Genomic DNA, 22,082 nt, shown 5'->3' with positions numbered 1-22,082 from the left:
TTAGTAAAATACACAAACATTAAATAATTATGCCCACTCCAAGAATTAAAAGAAGCTATCGCAAAACTCGTTATATTCTTTATAAAGAAACTTTAATTGACTATAAAGAACATTTTTGGTCATTTCTCGGATCATTTGTTGGGATTGGGATTTTAGCTTATGTACAATCGATACATTTTACAGGAAATGATGCTGTTTACTTGATTGGTTCTTTTGGAGCTTCGAGCGTTTTGGTTTACGGAATTATTCAAAGTCCATTTTCTCAGCCAAGGAATTTAGTTGGCGGACACGTAATTTCGGCTTTTATAGGCGTTACAGTTCATAAACTAGCACCAGACATTATTTGGATTGCAGCACCTTTGGCAGTTTCGCTGGCAATAATTTTCATGCAGATTACTAAAACTCTGCACCCGCCAGGAGGTGCAACAGCTCTGATTGCTATTATTGGTTCAGACAAAATTAAAGCTTTAGGTTATTTTTATGTGGTTTCGCCGGTTCTTGTGGGAACACTTATTTTACTTTTGACTGCTCTCCTTTTTAATAATATGACATCAAGCAGAAGTTATCCCAGCCACAGCACATACCACAAACATTATCATAAAATCAAAAAGAGATTAACTGGTAAGCAGTAATTGCTTCAACTGTTCCAGTAATGTTTACATGAACTTGCAGCTATAATTTTAGGAATCATTGAAAACTAAAAGATTCTGAAAATTCAGCACATTCACAAAACAAACTAAATCACAGGAAAACAACAGTTTAAAATCTTTTCAACAAATCGTAATTCACAATTCGTATTTTGTTTTTTATATTTTACCTTTGACCTCTCAATAAAAACAAAGATTATGGTTTATAAATTTAGAGTAATTCTAGACGCCGAAGAAGATATTTTTAGAGACATTGCTATTCTTGAAGAAGATACTCTTGAAGATTTACACAATGCAATCTTCAACGCTTTTGGTTTTGACGGAATGGAAGTAGCTTCGTTCTACACCTGCGATGAAACTTGGAATCAAGAAGATGAAATTCCGCTTTTTGATACTGGCGACGTTCCTGGTGAGCAAAGAACTATGGGCGATTATCCATTATCTTCTATCTTAGATAAAGAAAACACCAAAATCATTTATGTTTACGATTTCATTCATATGTGGACTTTCTTAGTTGAATTGGCTGCTATTGAAGATCAATCTGTTGGAGCTGTTTACCCAGAAACTTTATTTTCTCATGGAGAAATGCCTGATGATTCTGGCGAGAAAAATTTTGAAGCTGATATGCATGACGATATCTACGGCGAATTTGAAGACGATCTAGACGAAGACGATCTAGATATGTTTGAAGGCGATGACAGCTTTGAAGATTTTGGATTTGAGGAGAATTGGAATTAGTTTTTTTTTTGAGGTTCAAAGGTACAGAGAGGCAAAGGCACAAAGGTTTTCTTTAAAATTTTGCAATTTTAATTTGTAAGTTTTTTATTATTTCCACACTTAATTCTTAATTGTAAAAATGAAAACTTTTAGAGATCTTTTAATCTAGCAAAAATCTATGAATTTGGTAACTGAAATTTACCAAATAACAAATTCATTCCCTAAAGAAGAAATTTATGGTTTATCTTCACAAATTAGAAGATGCTCCATTTCAATACCAAGTAATATTGCTGAGGGATACGGCAGAGATGGAAATAATGATTATTTGAGGTTTTTAAACATCTCAATTTCATCATTGTTTGAAATGCAGACTCAACTTGAAATTTCATTCAATTTAAAATATATAACCGAGCACCAATTCAATAAAGTAAATGGAGAAAGCAGAGAAATAGAACGAATGTTAAGTTCTTTTATCAGAAAAATAAAAGATAGAAACTAACCTTTGTTCCTTTGAACCTTTGCTTCTCTGAACCTAAATAAATACATGATCAACTTATTCAACACTCACATCGAGACGCTTTCGATACACCGCGTAGGAAACAAAAGCCGTAACGAAGCTATTTTTTTATCAGAACAGCCCTTTAATTTAAATGACGAAATTGTGCCTTTGATAAAAGAGTATTTCTTTAAACCTTTTAGAGAAAAGGAAGAAAACTATTATCAGTTTGCGCACGAAGTAGATTTGGATTATAATGACATGTTTAAGTATGCTTCTGAAATTTTTGACAATCCAGCTAATGTTCAGGAGATTTCAAAAAAAATCACAAAACATTTATACGAGCAGTCTAACCATCCGCATATTAAAAACGGAGAGGTTTATGTTACGTACTTAACCAACTTAAGTATCGATAATAATGTAGTTGATGCTATTGGAATTTTTAAAAGTGAGTTACAGGCTGACTTTTTACAATTTGAAGAAAAAGACAGCAATCTTGAAATGATTTTACAGCAAGGTATCAACTTGAGTAAATTAGACAAAGGATGTTTGATTTTTAATTATAAAAAAGAAGAAGGATATAAAATTCTAACTGTAGACAGCAACCGTTATGATGCACGTTATTGGTTAGAGCACTTTTTATCTGTTGATGCTTTTGAAGATGAAAACTTCATCACTAAAAAGTACTTGAAATTCTGCCAAAACTTCGCAAAAGATGTTGTTTTACCAGCAGAAGACAAAAAAGAAGAAGTTATGTTTATGAACCGTTCAGTGAATTATTTCGCTAAAAACGATCAGTTTGAAGAACAAAATTTCTTGAATGAAGTACTTGATAATCCAGACTTAATTCCTGAATTCAAAAACTATAAAGTTGATAAAGGAGAAAAATACAGCATCGAAGATGTAACCTCATTCCCAATTGCAAATGCAGCAGTTTCTGACGCCAGAAAATCGATTAAAAACGTTATTAATCTAGATACACATATTCAGATTAAAATGGATTTTATCAATCCTGAAAGTGCAGAGAAATTTGTTGAAAAAGGTTGGGATGAAGAAAAACAAATGTATTACTACTTAGTATACTTCAATAAAGAAGAAAAAAGCTAAGAGTTATTCATTTTCTATTACTTACTTAAAACGAAAAACGGCAGTTGCAATTTGTAACTGCCGTTTTTTATTGGTCGTTTTACGCTATAAAAGTTTTACTTTTCAAAATATCAATTAAACTCGATAGCACTATAAGCGAAAGAAATCGTAAAATGCAAAAGATTCTTAATTTATGCTTAATTTTGCATACTAAAACCAAAACAGATGGATCGTCTTTTACACAACGAAAGTCCTTTCGAAACGATAATCTCATTTCATAAGCTGATTGAATCTTTTGAAGAAATTGCTTTATCTGATGTTGATTATCGATCTAATTACGCTAAAGCCATTTTAAAAGAGGTTGAAGCATATCCGGAATTTAGAACCGGAATTCACGACTACTCTATTATTAAAAATAACGAAGGTTTAATCAAAAATCTAGTTGCTGATTTATTCCCAACTGCACTTACGCATAATGAGATAAAGGCTATTACAATTCCTTTTCAAAACGTTTCATTCAATTATACCGAACGCTTCAAGAAAATTTTACGAAATGCCGGCGACGAATTTTATATGGAAATTCGTGATTTTGATGAACATCAATTTTACATCAACAATTGTTGTTTGATTTTAGGCGATTATTACAAACAAAATCTCGATTTCAACAGACCATTTTTCTATGATATTCCAGACGAAAACGGAATAGAAAAGCATTATAGAATTTTGTATAATGCCGATTTTATGGAAATTACTCCAACAGAAAAAGCAATACATTTAACACAGGACGATATCGATCTTCTTATTGATAATTATAATGATATTGATTTATGGAAATCTAAATTCCCTAAAGGAAGCTGGACTCTTAAAGGTTTTGGTATTGTTTCTTTGTTTGATGCAACGACTGAAAGCGCGATTTCGAACCTAAAAAGTAATTTATTAAAACCCGAAACAACAAGAGTTGCTTCGACAGAAATAATTGAAAACATTTTTAAATCGATCTTTAAAATTTCGAATTTAAAAGTGGGGTTTATAATCTATAATCCTGAAGAAGAAAAATTCATCAGACCAATAAAATTTGACAATCAGCTTACCAGTTTTTTATTAAAATCAGATCAGGAAGTAGATTGTAAAAATGCTTTTTTTGGATGTTCTTTTGAAAATTTATTAGACAAAAAAGAACCGCTTGTTATTTCTAATGTTAAAAAATTCATCGAAGATTCTTCAAACAAAAAACTTGGTGAACATCTTTTAAAACAAGGAATTCAAAGCTGTGTTTTTGCTCCGGTCATAAAAGACGGTCATTTATTGGGTGTAGTCGAACTAGTTTCTGAAAATGCAAGAGAACTAAACAGCGTAAACGCTACAAAACTGGAATTAGTTTTGCCGTACTTAACAGATACAATTGATCGCTATAATACCGATATGCAGCATCAGGTTGAAGCCATTATTCAGCGTGAGTATACAACAATTCACCCAAGTGTTTATTGGAAATTCAAGAAAGAATCTCAAAATTACTTTCAAAATATAAATCATACAAAAGACTATATTTTTAAAGAAATTGTGTTTAAAAATGTATTCCCGTTATACGGACAAATTGATATTAAAAGTTCATCTGAACATCGAAATGAAACTGTAAAAATAGATCTTCAAAATCAGCTTACAGCATTATTAGAAATTTTTAATAATCAAAAACCTAATTCGAATTTGGTTCTTTTGGAACAGAGAAAATTTGAATTAGAATCGCTTCGAGACGAGTTAGAATTTCCTTTGAAAGCAGATACTGAACAACATATTCAGCGCTATATCGAAGAAGAAATTCATCCGATATTGAAAAACACAAAGGACAATGCTAAAAATGTAAAATTGGAAGAATTGTACTTTGAAACTCTGGACGAAAAAACAGGAATGTTTTATCAGGAAAGAAAGAAGTTCGACAATGCCATGTCGATTATCAATAAAAGATTAGCTTCTGTTCTAGATAAAAAACAAATCGAGGCACAGCAAATTTATCCGCATTATTATGAGCGTTTTAAAACTGACGGTGTAGAACATAACTTATATATTGGAGCTTCGATTGCACCAACAAAACCGTTTGATATAATGTATCTGCATAATTTGCGTTTGTGGCAGCTACAAACGTTATGTGAAATGGAATTGGCGCATCATCAGTTAAAAGAATCATTGCCATACGAATTAGATGTTACTTCGTTGATCTTGGTATTTAGTTCTCCGCTTTCAATACGTTTTAGAATGGATGAAAAACGTTTTGATGTTGACGGAACTTATAATGCCAGATATGAGGTTGTTAAAAAACGAATCGACAAAGCAAATATTAAAGGAACTAACGAACGTATTACTGAAAAAGAAAAAATAACAATCGTGTATTCGCAAAACGGCGAAGAAGCTGAGTATTTAAAATATATTAAATACCTGCAGCACACGAAAGTTCTTGAGCCAGCAATCGAACAATTTGAAGTCGAAGATCTTCAAGGCGTTTCGGGTTTAAGAGCTATTCGAGTAAAAGTGATTAATAATACTTCGAATTCAGAGGTAAAAAAAATAACCTATCAGGATTTATTAGATGAGCTCAACTAAATTAGTTGAGCTTTTTCTTTGACTAATATTGAACCGCAGATCAAACGTTTAAATATGTACTTAAAATTAAATCGATTTAAAAGCGATTACAAACGCAATTACCGTAATAATTATTCCTACCATGAAAAAATTGTAGGCAATACGCAGTAAGTTGTATTTTCGCTGTAAAACCAATCCTAGATAATATAGATCTTTGATCATTGTTGAATACAAATAATCACGATCTTTCATCATTTCATTCATGGCCCAGTCATAATCTTCAAGAGGCATTTTATAAAAATTCCCAAAAAACATTAAATTCACTTTTTTCTCTTCAACATCTGCACGTGTAAAAAAACCAGAGGTTACTTTTGGACGCGTAGAAAGTATCGCAAAAATAATTGTAACCACACTTGAAATCAACATAATGAATGTGGGCAATACCAAATGTGCATTTTTTGGACTGTCTAATTTTGGAATAATAGACGAAAGTGCAATCGAAATAATAATAGCATTAACAGATAACAGAATATTAGCTTTACTATCGGCAATACCGCTTAAACGTGTGTGATTTCCAAGAGTAACACGAAATAACGTATCGATACCGCGATCTGGTTTTTCGAGTTTTTCTTTCTTTTTATTCTCCTCCTCTATTGCTTCGGCGGCTTTTAATTCTTGTTTATCTATTTTTTTTCGAATAAGAACTAAATTTTTCTCTTTAAGCGGCTGCCATTTTCTAAGTGCATAATCCGTGTAAAAACGGTGTTTATTCAATAAAAAATTCAAATTCTCTTTAGCCCATTCTGCATTTGTGAACGATATTTTTCCAGTATTTTTAAGTTCTAAACGCAGCAACTCGCAAGTTGTCACGTATTCTGTTCCCATAAGATGTGCATAATCTGCATCTTTAATAATTTTTTCTAAATGCGTTTTAGGAACGTATTCTTTCTGTGTTGCCAAAATCAAATCGCCAACAGCTGCGATAAACTCTTCCGATTGTCCTTTTTCTTTCAAAAAAGCAGTTGCAATTTTCACACTCTCTTTCTCATGATTATCATAACCATGTACATAACCTGTATCGTGAAACCAAGCCGCAATTATAAGAACTTCTTTATCACTATCACTTACTTCTTCTTTCTTACATAGTTCTTTAACTGCAGTAACAACAGTTAATGTATGGTTAAAATTATGGTAAGAATATAAATTAGAAAGTTTATCTTTGAGTAAATTACTGACGAAATCTTCGGATTGATCTATTAGATTCATAAAGAATATTTTTATACCACTAAATTATGAAATTGTTTTTGGAAAATCATTTCATTGCTAAGATTAAAAACTATTTATTAGCAATTACCACTCTTATATTAATCAGCTCTTGCGCAACGCATAAACCTCAATACGGAAAAAATGTAAGCGCCAACGAAACAGAAAACGCAACTGATACCATAAAAATTGCCCAAACATTTTATCTTGTTGGAGATGCTGGAAATGCTGATGAAAAACAAGCACAACAAACACTGGAACTTTTACATCAAAAATTAAAAAAAGCCGGTAAAAAATCAACTTTACTGTTTTTAGGAGACAATATTTATCCAAAAGGTTTTCCGAGTGATAAAAACCCTGATGATAAAGCACTTGCAGAAACCAAACTTACCAATCAATTAAAACTAACTAAGGGATTTAAGGGAAAAACTATTTTCATTCCTGGCAATCACGATTGGTACAGCGGTATAAAAGGTTTAGAACGACAAGCTGATTTTGTAACTAATTATTTAAATGACAAAAAAGCTTTTTTACCAAGAAAATCATGCCCTATTGAAGGCGTAAAAATTGACAGCACTACAACGTTAGTAACTGTCGATAGTGAATGGTTTCTTGAAAACTGGGACGATCATCCAACTATCAACGACAATTGTTCTATAAAAACAAGAGAAGATTTTTTTGATGAGCTGGAAAGTATTTTAAATAAAAATCAAGAAAAAACAGTTGTTCTTGCAATTCACCATCCTTTATTGAGCAATGGAACACACGGCGGACAATTCTCTATGGAAAAACAATTATTTCCTCTTGAGAATAAAATTCCGCTTCCAATTATTGGATCTTTTATTAATTTACTTCGAAAAACATCTGGTGTAAGTCCACAGGATATTCAAAATAAGCAATATACCATTTACACCAAAAGAATTAAAACGCTGTTACAGAAGCAGAAAAATGTTATTGTTGTTTCTGGACACGATCACAACCTGCAATACATCAGTAAAGAAAATATTCAGCAGATTATCAGTGGAGCCGGATCAAAATCTGAAGCTGCCAGAGCTGTAAATCCTTATGATTTCTCGTATGGAGGAAATGGTTACGCAACTTTAACCTTGTTTAAAAGCGGCGATGCTAAAGTTTCTTTTTATGGAAATGAAAACAATAAAGAAAAACTCCTTTTTGAGCGCGAAATAATCAAAGCTAAAGAAATTAACTGGGCGGCAGATATTCCGAATAACTTCCCTCCAAAAATTACGACTTCGATCTATCCGCCGAAAATGACTGAAAAAAGTTTCTTTCATAAATTCTTGTTCGGACAACACTATAGAAAATATTACAGTATGCCAATCGAAGTAAAAACGGCTACAGTAGATACTTTAATGGGAGGATTAAAACCTATTCGAGAAGGCGGCGGTCATCAATCTGTTTCCCTTAGAATGTCAGATCCAAAAGGCCGAGAATATGTAATGCGTGCCATGAAAAAAAGTGCTACAGCATTTTTACAGTCAGTTGCTTTTAAAGATCAATATGTTGTAAACGATTTTGCTGATACATACGCAGAGAATTTCCTATTAGATTTTTATACTACATCTCACCCGTATACAAGCTTCGCTGTTGGCAATTTATCAGATAAAATAGGATTATCGCACACCAATCCTGTTTTATACTATATTCCTAGACAAAATGGCTTAAAAGAATTTAATGCAAGTTTTGGTGATGGATTATATATGGTAGAAGAAAGACCTGCTGATAATCATATTGATGCTAAAAACTTCGGAAATCCAAGTGATATAATAAGCACTGGCGATATGATGGCTAATCTTCATAAAGATGAAAAATATACTGTTGATGAAAAAGAATATATAAAAGCACGTTTGTTTGATATGCTGATTGGCGACTGGGACAGACACAGTGACCAATGGCGTTGGGGCGAACACAAAAAAAACGGAAAAATAATTTATAAACCAATTCCGAGAGATCGTGATCAGGCATTTGTAAAATATGACGGAACCTTACTTTCGCTTTTAATGAATATTCCTGCATTGCGCCATATGCGTACTTTTAAAAGTTCAATCGACAATGTAAAATGGCTTAACAGAGAACCTTATCCTTTAGATTTAGCATTTTTAAAAACGGCTGAAGAAAAAGACTGGATTGAGCAGGCAAAATTTATTCAAGAAAATTTATCTGACAGTGATATTGATAATGCTTTTAAAAATTTACCAAAAGAGGTTCAGGATGAGACGATTGAAGAAATTAAGCAAAAGCTAAAAAGCAGAAAAAAAGAACTTCAAAAATATGCAATACGCTATTCTGATGTTTTAAGTAAAACAATTATGATTGCGGGAACTGATAAAAAAGACAAATTTGTTTTGAATCACATTGCCAAAAACAAAATTGAACTTCAGGTTATCAGAATGAAGAAAGATGGCGACGAATTACAATACACAAAAATGATAAGTGATGCTAAAACCAAAAATTTATGGATTTATGGTTTAGATGACAATGATGTTTTTGAAGTAAAAGGCGATCATAAATCGAACGTTAAAATTCGTTTAATTGGCGGTCAAAATAATGATGTTTATAATATCGAAAATGGTCGAAAAGTTATTGTTTACGATTTCAAATCAAAAGAAAACACATATAACTTAGACTCAAAAACCCAAACTCAGTTAACTGACGATTACGATGTTAACTTATACAATTACGAAAAACCAAAATACAATGTAATTTCTGGCCTGCCAAATATTGGATATAATCCTGATGACGGTGTAAAATTAGGTTTTAATGTAAATTACACCGTAAACAATTTTAAACAAAATCCTTATACACAAAAACATGTATTAAATGGTTTTTACTATTTTGCTACCGGCGGTTTAGAATTTAATTATGCGGCACATTTCCCTGGATTACTGGGTAAATGGGTTATTGATGTTGAATCGCAGTACACTACTCCAAATTTTGCCATGAACTATTTTGGATATGGAAACGAAAGTCAGAACAATGACGAGGAATTCGGAATGGATTACAACAGAGTCCGTATTCGAAAATTTAATGTATCAGGTGCTATTAGACACGTTGGACGATACGGAAGTGAATTCAGTTTTCAGCCTATTTTTCAGAAAATGACAGTTGAAGAAACTGAAAACAGATATATTGATATTCCAAACATCGTAAACCCAATGGTATTTGACAGCCAGACATTTGGAGGTTTGAAGGTGAAATATCAATTTAAAAATTCTGATTTTGCAGCAAAACCAACTTTAGGTATGGCGTTTATGATTGCCGCTACTTGGACAACAAATTTGAGTGACACGAAACAAAATTTCCCAACATTGGAAAGTTTTTTAGGCTTTACTCATAAAATCGATCATAACGGAAAACTAGTTTTAGCCACATATTTAAAAGGAAAAGCAATACTTAATAACAATTATGAGTTTTATCAAGGCGCTGCTTTAGGAGGCGACACTGATTTAAGAGGCTATAGAAACGATCGCTTTTTAGGTAATTCGTATTTCTCTCAAAGCTCTGATCTTCGATTAAGTCTTGGTAAAATCGAACGTACGGTTGCTCCTTTGACTTACGGAATTTTAGGCGGCTTTGATTACGGAAGAATCTGGCTTGATGGCGAAAATTCAAGAAAATGGCATCAGGATTACGGCGGCGGTCTTTGGCTGAATGCAATCAATGTTTTAACAGCTAGAATCTCTTATTTTAAATCTCCTGACGAAGTAGGAAGAGTAATTTTTGGGGCTGCATATAGTTTCTAAAAGGCACTAAGGTTCTGAGATGCTAAGGTGCTAAGGTTTTCCCTAGATACCTATAAAAAACAGCCACGAATTCACGAATTAACTATGATTAAAATTGGTGAATTCGTGGCTGACTTTTTAAATATAATTCGTTGAAATGTATCTCAGAAATTCAAATTATTTTAGTTTAAATTCATAAACATTACCTCCCGTCTTGTTCGCTTTTTCATCGGCAATAAGCAAAGTATTGTTGTCTTTAAAAACAACAGCCTCTTTTTGAGAAAAATGATTGAGTTCAATTTCAGTCTGAGTTCCTTTATGAAATAAATCTCCCTTAAAATCCTTAAATAAGACAATCTTATCATGGCTTAATAAAACCACTTTTTTTCCGTCAGGACTAATTGTTGCGCTGGTTAGCACACAATGATTATAGTTATCGCAAGTTTTAAACTCTCCTATTTTAACTGCTTTTTGAGTTCCTTCTGCATTTTTTATTTTATAGATAAAAGCAGTTCCGTCAAAACCTTTGCTTCGATTTTTGGTAAAAAGATAAAAGTAACCGTCGTGTTCAAAAAAACCTTCAACATCATAAAACATTTCTTTTTTCTTTGGAGGAAATTCAGTTTGTTCTGGATAAGAAAATGAAATTTTATATTCGGCAGAAGCCACATCTTTATCCAATTGAGTTTTATCTACTTTATAAATGCATAAATCTTTACGTTCGTTATCGTTATTTCCAAAATCTCCAATATAAAGATTGCCTTTTTTATCTTTGGTTATGTCTTCCCAATCCACATTTACCGCATTTGAAATCGTAATTGTTTTAGCCAATTTTCCTTCGGCATTTAATGCATAAACTGCATTTTTGTTTCCGCTGTCTTCTAAAGTATAAAGCAAATTTGTCTCAGGAAAATAAGTTATTCCCGAAACTTCTTTTAACTTTTTTGGAAGTGAATAAAGCGTTTTTAAATCACTATTTGATTGTTGCTGACACGCTAATAAAACAATAGAAGCGGCTACTAAAAAAGACTTTTTCATAAGATTGTTTTTTTTTGAACCATATAAGTAATATGAGAGAATTTAAGTTTTGCTTTGTGAATATAGCTTGAATTGATTTTTTAAAATCATATAACGAAACTCAAATTTTGCCTTTATGAACTTATATAACTTATATGGTTTATCCTTTTAAACTAAGTTTGTATTTTTAAAATTACGGGTTATAAATTCGAACGCGGCATGCATAATATGCCCCATTGATTTAGCATTTTTAAATTTCATATCGTTTGTATATCGATACAATTCCATTTTCAATTGATTCAAATGTTCTTCGGTCGAAATGGTATCGTGACACATTATATTCAGTAATTTATGTATTCTCGTTTCGGCTGAATGTATACGTTTTGCCAAAATCGCTCTTTCTTCATCTTTGTATTGAATAATGGATCGATCTTCTAATTTCTCCTTTATGAGCTGTATCATTGGATAATTTTCTTTAAAAAACTGCGGGCGATACACTTTAAAATTTCCTTCATAACATTGCTGATCAAAATCGATTGGGCGGATTTTATAAACTACTTGATCAAAATCGTGAATAGGGACAATTACATAATTATAAGCACGCATATCGCCTAAAAGTCTAATCATACAACGTTCATTAAACTTTACAAACTCCTTTGCAATCTGAGATTTTTCGGTTTCTGTACAATTGTGCAATAAAGTATCCATAAAAACATCACCTGGAATACCTATAATGTGTTCTTCGATTAAAGTGTCTTTGTAGACCAAAAAGTTAATTTTATCAGGCGAAAGAATATCTTCCAATTCAAGTCCGTAAATCCTCGAAGCATCTGCTTTTTTAATATAAAAATGAACATAATTGTCGTTCAGAATGTTTCGCACCTTAATTCTAAACGGTTTTGAATTTCCAAAAGTACAATAGTCAATTGCATCAATATTTAGAAACTGAATAATATCACTATTTCCATCAGAATGTAAAAGCGAATAAATTTTCTTTAGGTTCAAATCGATTTCATTTCTTTCGAACTCGCTGTAATAAACTCGAATCCACAAAGTATCCGTTTCATTTTTATCATATACATTGACCGAGCCGGAAAAACGCAATAAGTCATCATAGAACACAGATACTTTCGAAATTCGTTCGTATCGTTCTAAATAACTTAATAATGGACGTGTTAAAGGATAAGTAGGTTTCTTTAACACCATTAAAGGTTCGCTCATTTTGAATATCTTTATTACAAATTTACACGAATAAGATGATAAAAATAAATTTGGCGTAACAATATCCCACTTGCTTCGTCTTACTAAAAAACTAAAACCACAATTAACTTGGAAACCATATTAACTATCGAGAATCTAAGCAAAAGATACGGACGCATTAATGCGCTTCAAAATGTATCTTTTAGCATTAAAAAAGGACATGTTTACGGAATTTTAGGTCCAAACGGAAGCGGAAAATCAACCACTTTAGGCATCGTTTTGAATGTTGTAAATAAAACTTCGGGCGATTACAAATGGTTTGACGGTAAAGTGCAAACGCACGAAGCTTTAAAAAAGGTTGGCGCTATTATAGAACGTCCTAACTTTTACCCGTACATGACTGCCGAAGAAAACCTGAAACTGGTTTGCAAAATAAAAAGCATTGATTATTCTAAAATAAATGAAAAACTGACTCTTGTGGGTTTAACCGAAAGAAAAGACAGCAAATTCAGTACTTTTTCTTTAGGAATGAAGCAACGCCTTGCAATTGCATCGGCACTATTAAATGATCCCGAAATTCTAATTTTAGATGAACCTACAAATGGTTTAGATCCGCAGGGAATTCATCAAATTAGAGATATTATTAAAGAAATTGCATCGCACGGAACAACCATTTTACTGGCTTCGCATTTACTAGACGAAGTCGAAAAAGTTTGCTCGCACGTTGTTGTTCTGCGCAAAGGCGAAATTTTGTATTCAGGTTCAGTTGATGGCATGTCTGCTAATGAAAGTTTCTTCGAATTACAGGCAAATGATAATTTAGCTTTAAAATCAGTTCTAACAGAGCATCCTGCTGTAGATAAAATAAAAGAATCAGATGGAAAAATTTTGGTACATCTAAAATCCGATTTATCCGCTTCTGAACTGAATTTGTATTTGTTCTCTAAAAATATTGCTTTGAGCCATTTGGTAAAACGCAAAAATAGTTTAGAAGCACAATTTTTAGAACTAACTCAAAAAGCCACCATCAAAAATAACTAAGCCATGAACAGACTTGTCTCTATAGAATTACAAAAAATCTGGAAAAATAAAGCCAGCAAGATTCTTACTTTAACTTATTTTATCCTTCTTTCATTTATAGCATTAATTGCATCTATAAAATTTGACCTAGGTGTTTTTAAATTTCATTTGGCCGAAATGGGAATCTTTAACTTTCCTTTTATCTGGCATTTTAACACCTATATCGCAGCATGGCTGAAATTTTTTCTAGCTATTGTAATTGTTTCAATGATGGCAAATGAATACAGCTACGGTACATTAAAACAAAATTTAATTGATGGTTTAAGCAAAAAAGAATTTATTCTATCCAAGTTTCTTACGGTTGTACTTTTTGCATTATGCTCTACCATTTTTGTTTTTGTAATGAGTTTACTGCTTGGATTAAGCTTTTCTTCGTACACTGAATTTGATGTCATTTTCATGGATTTAGACTATTTGCTTGCCTTTTTTGTAAAACTGGTTGGTTTCTTTTCTTTCTGTTTGTTTTTAGGAATCTTGGTAAAACGATCTGCATTTGCTTTGGGATTTTTATTAGTTTGGAGTATCCTTGAAGGCATTGCAAAAGGTTTATTAGTTTTCAAAATATTTCCTGAAAGTACGACAGGATATACTATAATGAAGTTTTTCCCGCTGGAAGCGATGTCAAATTTAATTATAGAACCCTTTTCAAGACTTTCGGTTATTAAAAATATCGGAGCTCAAATGGGCGTAAATGATGTCAAGGATTACAGCGTAAGTTATACTACGATATTAATTGTTTTAATCTGGACTTTCTTGTTTATTTACTTTTCTTACAAACTATTAAAAAATCGAGATTTATAGTATATTTGTTATACTATGATTCCAGCAAAACGTTTTTTATTTATTCTATTTTTATGCTGTTTGTCCGCAAAGATAAATGCGCAGGTTATAACTATTGACGATACAAAAACACCAACACAGTTAATTGAAGATATTTTAGTTAATAGTTCTTGTGCCAATGCCTCAAATTCAACAGGTCGCGGCGATAATTTTAGACCTGGGAAACAGAGTTTTGCTTATTTTAATAGTAACGGAAGCAGTTTTCCTTTTAGAGAAGGAATCGTTTTGGCAACTTCAACAGCTCAAAGCGCAATCGGTCCCTTTGTTAGTAATCCAAATGACGGTTCTGATGATAGTGTTTCATGGGGTCGTGACACCGATCTCGATCAAACACTTGGTATTAATTCAATGAATACAACGGTGCTGGAATTTGATTTTATTGCTAACACAAGTTCCTTGAGCTTTAATTATATTTTTGCTTCTAACGAATATCAATATGATTTTCCATGCCGATATTCTGATGGATTTGCTTTTTTAATCAAAGAAGTTGGAACTGCTGATCCTTATAAAAATTTAGCTGTAATACCTAATACAAATACGCCGGTTTCTTCTGTAAATATTCATCCAAAAATTGACCCCGGATCAAGTGTTGGAGGCATTAGTTATCCTGGTTGTGCAGCTTCAAATGAAAGTTACTTTAACGGACGAAATACAAATACAAGTCCAATAAATTTTGCTGGACAAACTATCGTAATGACCGCTAGCAGCACAGTAACTGCTGGAAAAAAATATCACGTAAAACTTGTAATCGGCGATGCTGACGTTAGATACCAAACTTCAGCAATTTTTCTTGAAGCAGGAAGTTTTGCTTCAAAAATAGTTCTTGGAGAAGATCGTACAATTGCAAATAACAATCCTGCTTGTTTTGGAGAAAGAATTACTTTAGACAGCAAACTATCAGCTGTAGATTATACTTTTAAATGGTATAAAAAAGACAATCCTTCTGTTACACTAAGTACAAATCCAACTTATGAAGTTACAGACGCAGGAAATTATGCAGTTGAAGCCACTGTAATAAGTACAATGTGCATATTATCGGGAGAGATAAAAATAGACTATGCTTTAGAAATCCAATCAACAGATACCTCTTTACTACAATGTGATGATAATACGGACGGGATTTCGATTTTTGATTTAAGCAAAGTAAACAATATTATAAAAAATAATGTTGCTTCGATTTTAAATGAAGGCTTTTATGAAACACTGACTGATGCTCAGAACAAAACAAATAAAATCGCATCTCCAAATCGATATATTAATAATGCCCCAAATCAAATTGTTTACGCCCGCCTTGAAAATCAATTTGGATGCTCTAAAATTGCTCAAGTAACTTTAGAAATTGCAAATACATCTATTACTGACCCAAATCCGATAAGTACTTGCGACCAAGATCAAACTCAAGATGGATTGTATCAATTTGATTTGAATAATGAGGTTACACCACAGCTTGGTCTTACAACTGGATTAACTGTTAATTACTATGCAACCGCAAATGATGCTGTAACAGAAACAAATCAGTTACCAAATATTTTCAGAAACACAACTGCATTCAATCAAACTATTTATGGCAGAGTTGTAAACGGACCAGATTGTTACGATATTATTCCAGTTCCTCTTGTCGTAAACACATTTGACCCGCCAAATTTTGAGAATGAATCTGTTTTTCTATGTAAAAATAGTGATGTAACACTAACTGTTGATTCTGGTTTTAGCAGTTACTCTTGGAATACTGCACCTGGAAATCCCACAAATTCATTAACTGTTACTGCTCCGGGAGATTACGTCGTAACTGTAACAAATGCAAATGGCTGTAAAAAAACTAAAACCTTCAAAGTTATTTTATCAGAACCTGCAACATTGACAGGATCGACTGTAAAAGATTTTTCAGGGAACGATAATTCAGTTTTGTTAGAATATACTGGAGTTGGAGACTACGAATTTTCATTAGACGGTCTTACGTTTCAAGATGATCCGTTATTTATCAGAGTAGCAGCCGGCACTTATAATGCTGTTGCCAGAGACAAAAATGGCTGTGGATTATCAAACAATATTACCATATATGTACTTGATTATCCAAGATTTTTCACACCAAACGGAGACGGATATAATGATTTATGGTTTATCAATGACATCGAACATCTTCCAAATTTTAAAATTTATGTTTTTGATCGCTACGGAAAATTACTGAAAGAAATGAATCAAAACAGCATTGGCTGGAATGGTATTTTTAATGGCCAGCAGCTTCCCTCTGATGATTATTGGTTTACTTTGACCTTTGTAAATGGTAAAAGCGTAAAAGGCCATTTTAGTTTAAAAAGATAAAGCACGCAAATCTGATACCTAAATTTCAAATTCGAATTGCATAAAATTCAAATTTAAACCATAAAGAAAATCCCAAACTCCATAATGGAATTTGGGATTTTTTATATTGAAATTTAAAATTACTAAACTTTAAATCTTTTTCTATCAGTTTCAGTCAAATAGATTTTTCTTAGACGAATAGATTTTGGTGTAACCTCTACATACTCATCTTTTTGAATGTACTCTAAAGCTTCTTCAAGAGAGAAAATAATCGGAGGGATAATTCTAGCTTTTTCATCAGCTCCAGATGAACGAACGTTAGATTGTTTTTTCTCTTTAGTTACATTCACACACATATCATCACTACGAGAGTTTTCTCCAATTACCTGACCTTCGTAAATTTCAGCATTTGGTTCAACAAAAAACTTACCACGATCTTGTAATTTATCGATAGAATAAGGAATAGCTTTTCCTTTTTCCATAGAAATCAATGAACCTTTGTTACGTCCAGAAATTTCTCCTTTGTAAGGCTCATATCCAATGAAACGGTGTGACATAATAGCTTCACCAGCTGTAGCTGTAAGCAATTGATTTCTTAAACCAATAATTCCACGTGATGGAATATTAAATTTAATGATCATACGCTCACCTTTAGTCTCCATACTTAACATTTCACCTTTACGAACTGTTACGAATTCAACTGCTCTACCTGAAAGGTTTTCTGGTAAATCGATTGTTAATTCTTCAATTGGCTCACATTTTTTACCATCGATTTCTTTGATGATTACTTGCGGCTGACCAATTTGTAACTCATAACCTTCTCTTCTCATTGTTTCAATAAGAACAGATAAGTGAAGTACACCACGACCAAAAACCATAAATTTATCTGCAGAATCAGTTTCACCTAACTTCATCGCTAAGTTTTTCTCTAATTCTTTTGTCAATCTTTCTCTAATATGACGAGAAGTTACAAATTTACCTTCTTTACCAAAGAAAGGTGAGTCATTAATTGTAAACAACATACTCATTGTAGGCTCATCAATAGCAATAGAAGCTAAACCTTCAGGGTTTTCGTTATCAGCGATAGTATCACCAATTTCAAAACCATCAATACCAACTACGGCACAAATATCACCAGCAATTACTTCAGCTACTTTTTTACGTCCAAGACCTTCAAAAGTATGTAATTCTTTGATTCTTGATTTCGTAACAGTACCGTCTCTCTTTACTAAAGAGATTGCCATACCTTCTTTCAAAATACCTCTTTCTAAACGACCAATAGCGATACGCCCAGTAAAAGCAGAGAAATCTAAAGATGTAATTAACATTTGTGGAGTACCTTCAGAAACTTTAGGAGCTGGTACATTAGCAATAACCATGTCTAATAAAGGCTCGATGTTTTCTGTTTGGTTTTTCCAATCGTCAGACATCCAGTTGTTTTTAGCAGAACCATAAACAGTTGGAAAGTCTAACTGTTCTTCTGTAGCACCTAATTCAAACATTAAGTCAAAAACTTTTTCATGAACTTCTTCAGGAGTACAGTTTTCTTTATCAACTTTATTGATAACTACACAAGGCTTCAAACCTAAATCAATAGCTTTTTGTAATACAAAACGAGTTTGCGGCATAGGACCTTCAAAGGCATCCACTAATAAACATACACCATCGGCCATGTTCAATACACGTTCTACTTCACCTCCAAAATCCGCGTGGCCAGGAGTATCGATAATATTGATTTTTGTTCCTTTGTACTGAACAGAAACGTTTTTAGAAGTAATAGTAATACCTCTCTCACGCTCTAAATCGTTATTATCAAGAATTAAATCACCTGTGTTTTCGTTGTCACGAAATAATTGACAGTGATACATAATTTTATCAACCAAAGTGGTCTTACCGTGATCGACGTGGGCAATAATTGCAATATTTCTAATAGATTCCATTTGTGTTTTTTAATGGGTGCAAAAGTACACTTTATTTTCTAAAAAAAAACGTTTCTGTGATAGTTTGCGTATATACAAGTAATTAGTTCATTAAATCAATGTTAAATTAGGCATCAAAATGAACTTTACTTATTGTTTAGTTATGGTTAATTTAACTATATTTGAGTAATGAAAAGTAAAACTCTCCTAATTACTCTTGTTTACGTTATCATATCACTAATTATGGCAACAGTGTGCCATAATCTACTCATTAAATACTTTTTTCAGTCAAAATATTCTTATTTATTTTATTTAAAGGATATTTTTCTTATTCTGACTACAGGACTTATTTTCAAATACATACTCACCAAAAATGAAAATAGAAATATTTCAATTTTTAAGAAACTAAAAAAAACAAACGAAGAAATTAAAGAATCCAACGAAAAATATGACATCGTTGCAAAAGCAACAAGTGATACTATTTGGGATTGGAAAATACAAGAAGACCGAATAAATTGGAACAAAGGAATCGAGAGCGTTTTTGGATACAACCCTGAAGAAGTTGGAAAAACTTCAAAGTGGTGGTTTGACAAAATTCACCCAGAAGACAGCATTAGAATGTCTATTAAATTATACTCTTTTATTGAGCAAAAAACAGAAAAATGGCAGGATCAATACCGTTTTAGATGCGCCGATGGAAGCTACAAGTATGTTTTAGACAGAGGCTTTTTACTAAAAGATGAAAACGGAAGGGCTATCAGAATGATTGGTGCAATACAAGATATTACCAAACAAAAAGAAGAAGAACAGCGATTAAAACTACTAGAAACCGTAATCACACAATCTAAAGATTCAATTTTAATTACTGAAGCCAATTCTGTCGATCGTAAAATACCAAAAATAGTTTATGTTAACCCAGCTTTCTCTCAAATGTCTGGCTATGGATCAAATGAAATAATCGGAAAATCTCCAAATATCTTCAAAGGACCAAAATCTGACTCAGATGAACTAAAAAAACTCTTAAGAGCCATCAAAAATGAAGAAGAATGTTTGATAGAAACAATTAGTTACACTAAGAAAAAAGAAGAATACTGGGTACGTTTCTCTATGATCCCAATTTTTAATAACGAAGGTTTGATATCACACTGGATTTCTATCCAAAGGGATATTACTGACGAAAAGACATTGGAAACTGAAAAAGAACATTTAATTCGCGAACTAACACAAAACAATAAAGACCTAAAACAATTCTCATACATCACATCACATAATTTACGAGCTCCATTATCTAACTTAATTGGACTTTTAAATCTTATCGAAGATATTCCTATTGAGAATACTGAACTGCAAGAGATTTTAGGAGGTTTTACAAAATCAACTCATTTATTAAATGAAACAATTAATGATTTAGTAAAAGTCATAATCATAAAAGACAATCCTTCTATGCAAAAAGAAGAAGTTTCGTTAAAAGAAGTTTTTGAAAATGTTTTCAGCCAGCTTTCTTTTCAAATTGAACTACACAAACCAATTATTAAATTAAAATTCGAAAAAGTCCCTTTATTAAACACAAACAAGGCTTATATTGAAAGCATTTTACTCAACCTGCTTACAAACTCAATAAAATACAAGTCCGAAAACCGTAAATTAAAAATATCAATAACTGCCGAACAAATTGATCAACAAGTTACACTAACCTTTAAAGACAACGGAATTGGAATAGATCTAGACCGAAATCGCGATAAAGTTTTTGGTCTTTATCAGAGATTCCACAATTACCCAGACAGCAAAGGACTAGGCTTATATCTTGTAAAATCTCAAGTAGAAACCATGGGCGGAACGATTAGTATTGAGAGCGAAGTCAATAAAGGCACAACATTTACGATAACATTTAAAAACTAAACACCATGCTTGAGCAAATTTTATGCATTGACGACGACCCTATTACATTAATGCTATGCAAAAAAGTAATTTCAAGATCATCATTTTCACATGAAATTATCACTGCTCAAAATGGTGAAGAAGCACTACTCCATTTCAATACCTTAAAATACACCAATAATAAAAATAAGGTAAACAAAAAACCAGAGCTGATTTTTTTAGATTTAAACATGCCAGTTATGAGTGGATGGGAATTTCTAGATCATTTCATTTCAGCCGACTATAAAGAATTCAACAGCGCAAAAGTCATTGTATTATCTTCTACAATTGATCCTGACGATTTAGCCAAAGCAAAAAAATACCCTATAATAATAGATTTTCTTTCAAAACCAATTACGCTGGCCATGTTAGAATATCTCAAAAAGAAAATAGACATCGACTAAAAACCAGACATTACCAACTCCTAAAATCGAACAAAAGATATAATTAGAGAATATTAAATTCAAAACTCACCTAAAACTGAATTTAAGATTTTCATTTTTAAACAACAAAAAAGTCCTCTTTTAGAGGACTTTTTTTAATATTTAGGAAATTGTAATTAATTACAATTTAGCAACATGTTTCGTTAATTTAGACTTCAAGTTAGAAGCTTTATTATCATGAATGATGTTCTTTTTAGCTAATTTATCAATCATAGAAATTACAGTTGATAATTTTGCAGTAGCATCAGATTTATCAGTAGCTAATCTTAATGCTTTAATAGCGTTACGAGTAGTTTTGTGTTGATATCTGTTAAGAACTCTTCTTTTTTCGTTACTTCTGATTCTTTTTAATGCTGACTTATGATTTGCCATTTTGTTTTAATTTTTAGATGTAATAATTATTATAAGTACTAGTTAAAAAAGAAAAACCTCCCACAATTGCAAAACAATCACTTTGGTTTTAACTAATAAAACAAAAACCGAGACACCAATTTTCATTTTACAAAACTTATTCACAACTAATTTTTGTAGTCTGTAAGGGAATCGAACCCCTGTTACCAGGACGAAAGCCTGGAGTCCTAACCCCTAGACGAACAGACCAATTTTCCTCTAAGTTTTCTTCAATTTATATAAAATTGAATTGTAGTCCGTGGGGGAATCGAACCCCCCTTACCAGGATGAAAACCTGGCGTCCTAACCGATAGACGAACGGACCAATACATCAAGTTAAATAACTTATTCGCAGAAAAAAAAGTAGTCCGTGGGGGAATCGAACCCCCCTTACCAGGATGAAAACCTGGCGTCCTAACCGATAGACGAACGGACCATGTATTTCTCTA

General features: G+C 32.3%; 16 protein-coding genes and 3 tRNA genes. 11 read left to right on the top strand and 8 right to left on the bottom strand.

The features are described 5' to 3' along the window. Positions 1-29 precede the first annotated feature (29 nt). From BOW57_RS00725 to BOW57_RS00705, 5 genes are all read left to right on the top strand, one after another. Complete coding sequence (locus tag BOW57_RS00725; protein ID WP_089052973.1) at positions 30-632, top strand: HPP family protein; 603 nt, start codon at positions 30-32, stop codon at positions 630-632. Positions 633-845: 213 nt separating this feature from the next. Next, positions 846-1,385 (top strand): hypothetical protein, encoded by a 540-nt coding sequence (locus BOW57_RS00720; protein WP_089052972.1) that lies wholly within the window; start codon positions 846-848, stop codon positions 1,383-1,385. Between the two features lie 157 nt (positions 1,386-1,542). Beyond that, the gene (locus BOW57_RS00715) at positions 1,543-1,863 is read left to right on the top strand and encodes a four helix bundle protein (protein WP_129052686.1); all 321 of its coding nucleotides are present in this window, start codon (positions 1,543-1,545) and stop codon (positions 1,861-1,863) included. Positions 1,864-1,908: 45 nt separating this feature from the next. Beyond that, positions 1,909-2,967 (top strand): nucleoid-associated protein, encoded by a 1,059-nt coding sequence (locus BOW57_RS00710; RefSeq protein ID WP_129052685.1) that lies wholly within the window; start codon positions 1,909-1,911, stop codon positions 2,965-2,967. 204 nt (positions 2,968-3,171) lie between these two features. Next, a complete protein-coding gene (locus BOW57_RS00705) occupies positions 3,172-5,541 on the top strand; it encodes a GAF domain-containing protein (RefSeq protein WP_129052684.1) in 2,370 nt (789 codons plus the stop codon). A 66-nt stretch (positions 5,542-5,607) separates the two neighbouring features. Here BOW57_RS00705 and BOW57_RS00700 read toward each other — a convergent pair whose 3' ends face one another. Beyond that, the gene (locus BOW57_RS00700) at positions 5,608-6,786 is read right to left on the bottom strand and encodes a Pycsar system effector family protein (RefSeq protein WP_129052683.1); all 1,179 of its coding nucleotides are present in this window, start codon (positions 6,784-6,786) and stop codon (positions 5,608-5,610) included. Positions 6,787-6,812: 26 nt separating this feature from the next. Between BOW57_RS00700 and BOW57_RS00695 the strand changes: the two genes are divergently transcribed. Then, positions 6,813-10,547, top strand: coding sequence for a metallophosphoesterase (locus tag BOW57_RS00695; RefSeq protein ID WP_129052682.1), 3,735 nt, complete (start codon positions 6,813-6,815; stop codon positions 10,545-10,547). A gap of 156 nt (positions 10,548-10,703) precedes the next feature. Here the strand turns inward: BOW57_RS00695 and BOW57_RS00690 are convergent, their stop codons facing one another. Together BOW57_RS00690 and BOW57_RS00685 are read right to left on the bottom strand one after the other, a co-directional pair. Continuing rightward, positions 10,704-11,564, bottom strand: a complete 861-nt coding sequence (locus BOW57_RS00690) for an SdiA-regulated domain-containing protein (protein WP_129052681.1) — start codon at positions 11,562-11,564, stop codon at positions 10,704-10,706. A gap of 147 nt (positions 11,565-11,711) precedes the next feature. Further along, on the bottom strand, positions 11,712-12,764 hold the full coding sequence (locus BOW57_RS00685) for a hypothetical protein (protein WP_089052965.1): 1,053 nt from the start codon (positions 12,762-12,764) through the stop codon (positions 11,712-11,714). Positions 12,765-12,872: 108 nt separating this feature from the next. On the opposite strand from BOW57_RS00685, the gene BOW57_RS00680 reads away from it, so the two are divergent. The 3 genes from BOW57_RS00680 to BOW57_RS00670 are packed head-to-tail and all read left to right on the top strand — an operon-like array spanning position 12,873 to position 16,985. Then, on the top strand, positions 12,873-13,784 hold the full coding sequence (locus tag BOW57_RS00680) for an ABC transporter ATP-binding protein (RefSeq protein WP_089052964.1): 912 nt from the start codon (positions 12,873-12,875) through the stop codon (positions 13,782-13,784). A gap of 3 nt (positions 13,785-13,787) precedes the next feature. Next, positions 13,788-14,624 carry an ABC transporter permease gene (locus BOW57_RS00675; protein ID WP_089052963.1) on the top strand — a complete coding sequence of 279 codons (837 nt, stop codon included), beginning with the start codon at positions 13,788-13,790 and terminating at the stop codon, positions 14,622-14,624. Positions 14,625-14,639: 15 nt separating this feature from the next. Continuing rightward, the gene (locus tag BOW57_RS00670) at positions 14,640-16,985 is read left to right on the top strand and encodes a T9SS type B sorting domain-containing protein (protein ID WP_129052680.1); all 2,346 of its coding nucleotides are present in this window, start codon (positions 14,640-14,642) and stop codon (positions 16,983-16,985) included. Positions 16,986-17,107: 122 nt separating this feature from the next. Here the strand turns inward: BOW57_RS00670 and typA are convergent, their stop codons facing one another. Continuing rightward, a complete protein-coding gene (typA, locus tag BOW57_RS00665) occupies positions 17,108-18,904 on the bottom strand; it encodes a translational GTPase TypA (RefSeq protein WP_089052960.1) in 1,797 nt (598 codons plus the stop codon). A 222-nt stretch (positions 18,905-19,126) separates the two neighbouring features. Between typA and BOW57_RS00660 the strand changes: the two genes are divergently transcribed. Then, complete coding sequence (locus tag BOW57_RS00660) at positions 19,127-20,782, top strand: PAS domain-containing protein (protein ID WP_241687356.1); 1,656 nt, start codon at positions 19,127-19,129, stop codon at positions 20,780-20,782. A gap of 5 nt (positions 20,783-20,787) precedes the next feature. Further along, on the top strand, positions 20,788-21,204 hold the full coding sequence (locus tag BOW57_RS00655; protein ID WP_089052958.1) for a response regulator: 417 nt from the start codon (positions 20,788-20,790) through the stop codon (positions 21,202-21,204). A gap of 159 nt (positions 21,205-21,363) precedes the next feature. On the opposite strand, the gene rpsT is transcribed toward BOW57_RS00655, so the two are convergent. From rpsT to BOW57_RS00635, 4 genes are all read right to left on the bottom strand, one after another. Further along, on the bottom strand, positions 21,364-21,615 hold the full coding sequence (gene rpsT / locus BOW57_RS00650) for a 30S ribosomal protein S20 (RefSeq protein ID WP_089052957.1): 252 nt from the start codon (positions 21,613-21,615) through the stop codon (positions 21,364-21,366). Positions 21,616-21,771: 156 nt separating this feature from the next. Continuing rightward, positions 21,772-21,843 (bottom strand) — tRNA-Glu (locus BOW57_RS00645). A 43-nt stretch (positions 21,844-21,886) separates the two neighbouring features. Beyond that, positions 21,887-21,958 (bottom strand) — tRNA-Glu (locus BOW57_RS00640). A gap of 39 nt (positions 21,959-21,997) precedes the next feature. Continuing rightward, a tRNA-Glu gene (locus BOW57_RS00635) sits at positions 21,998-22,069 on the bottom strand. Positions 22,070-22,082: the final 13 nt, after the last annotated feature.

This window comes from Flavobacterium sp. YO64, from assembly GCF_004119505.1.
Classification (GTDB): domain Bacteria; phylum Bacteroidota; class Bacteroidia; order Flavobacteriales; family Flavobacteriaceae; genus Flavobacterium; species Flavobacterium oncorhynchi.
This window is presented reverse-complemented; position numbering and strand designations above follow the sequence as displayed.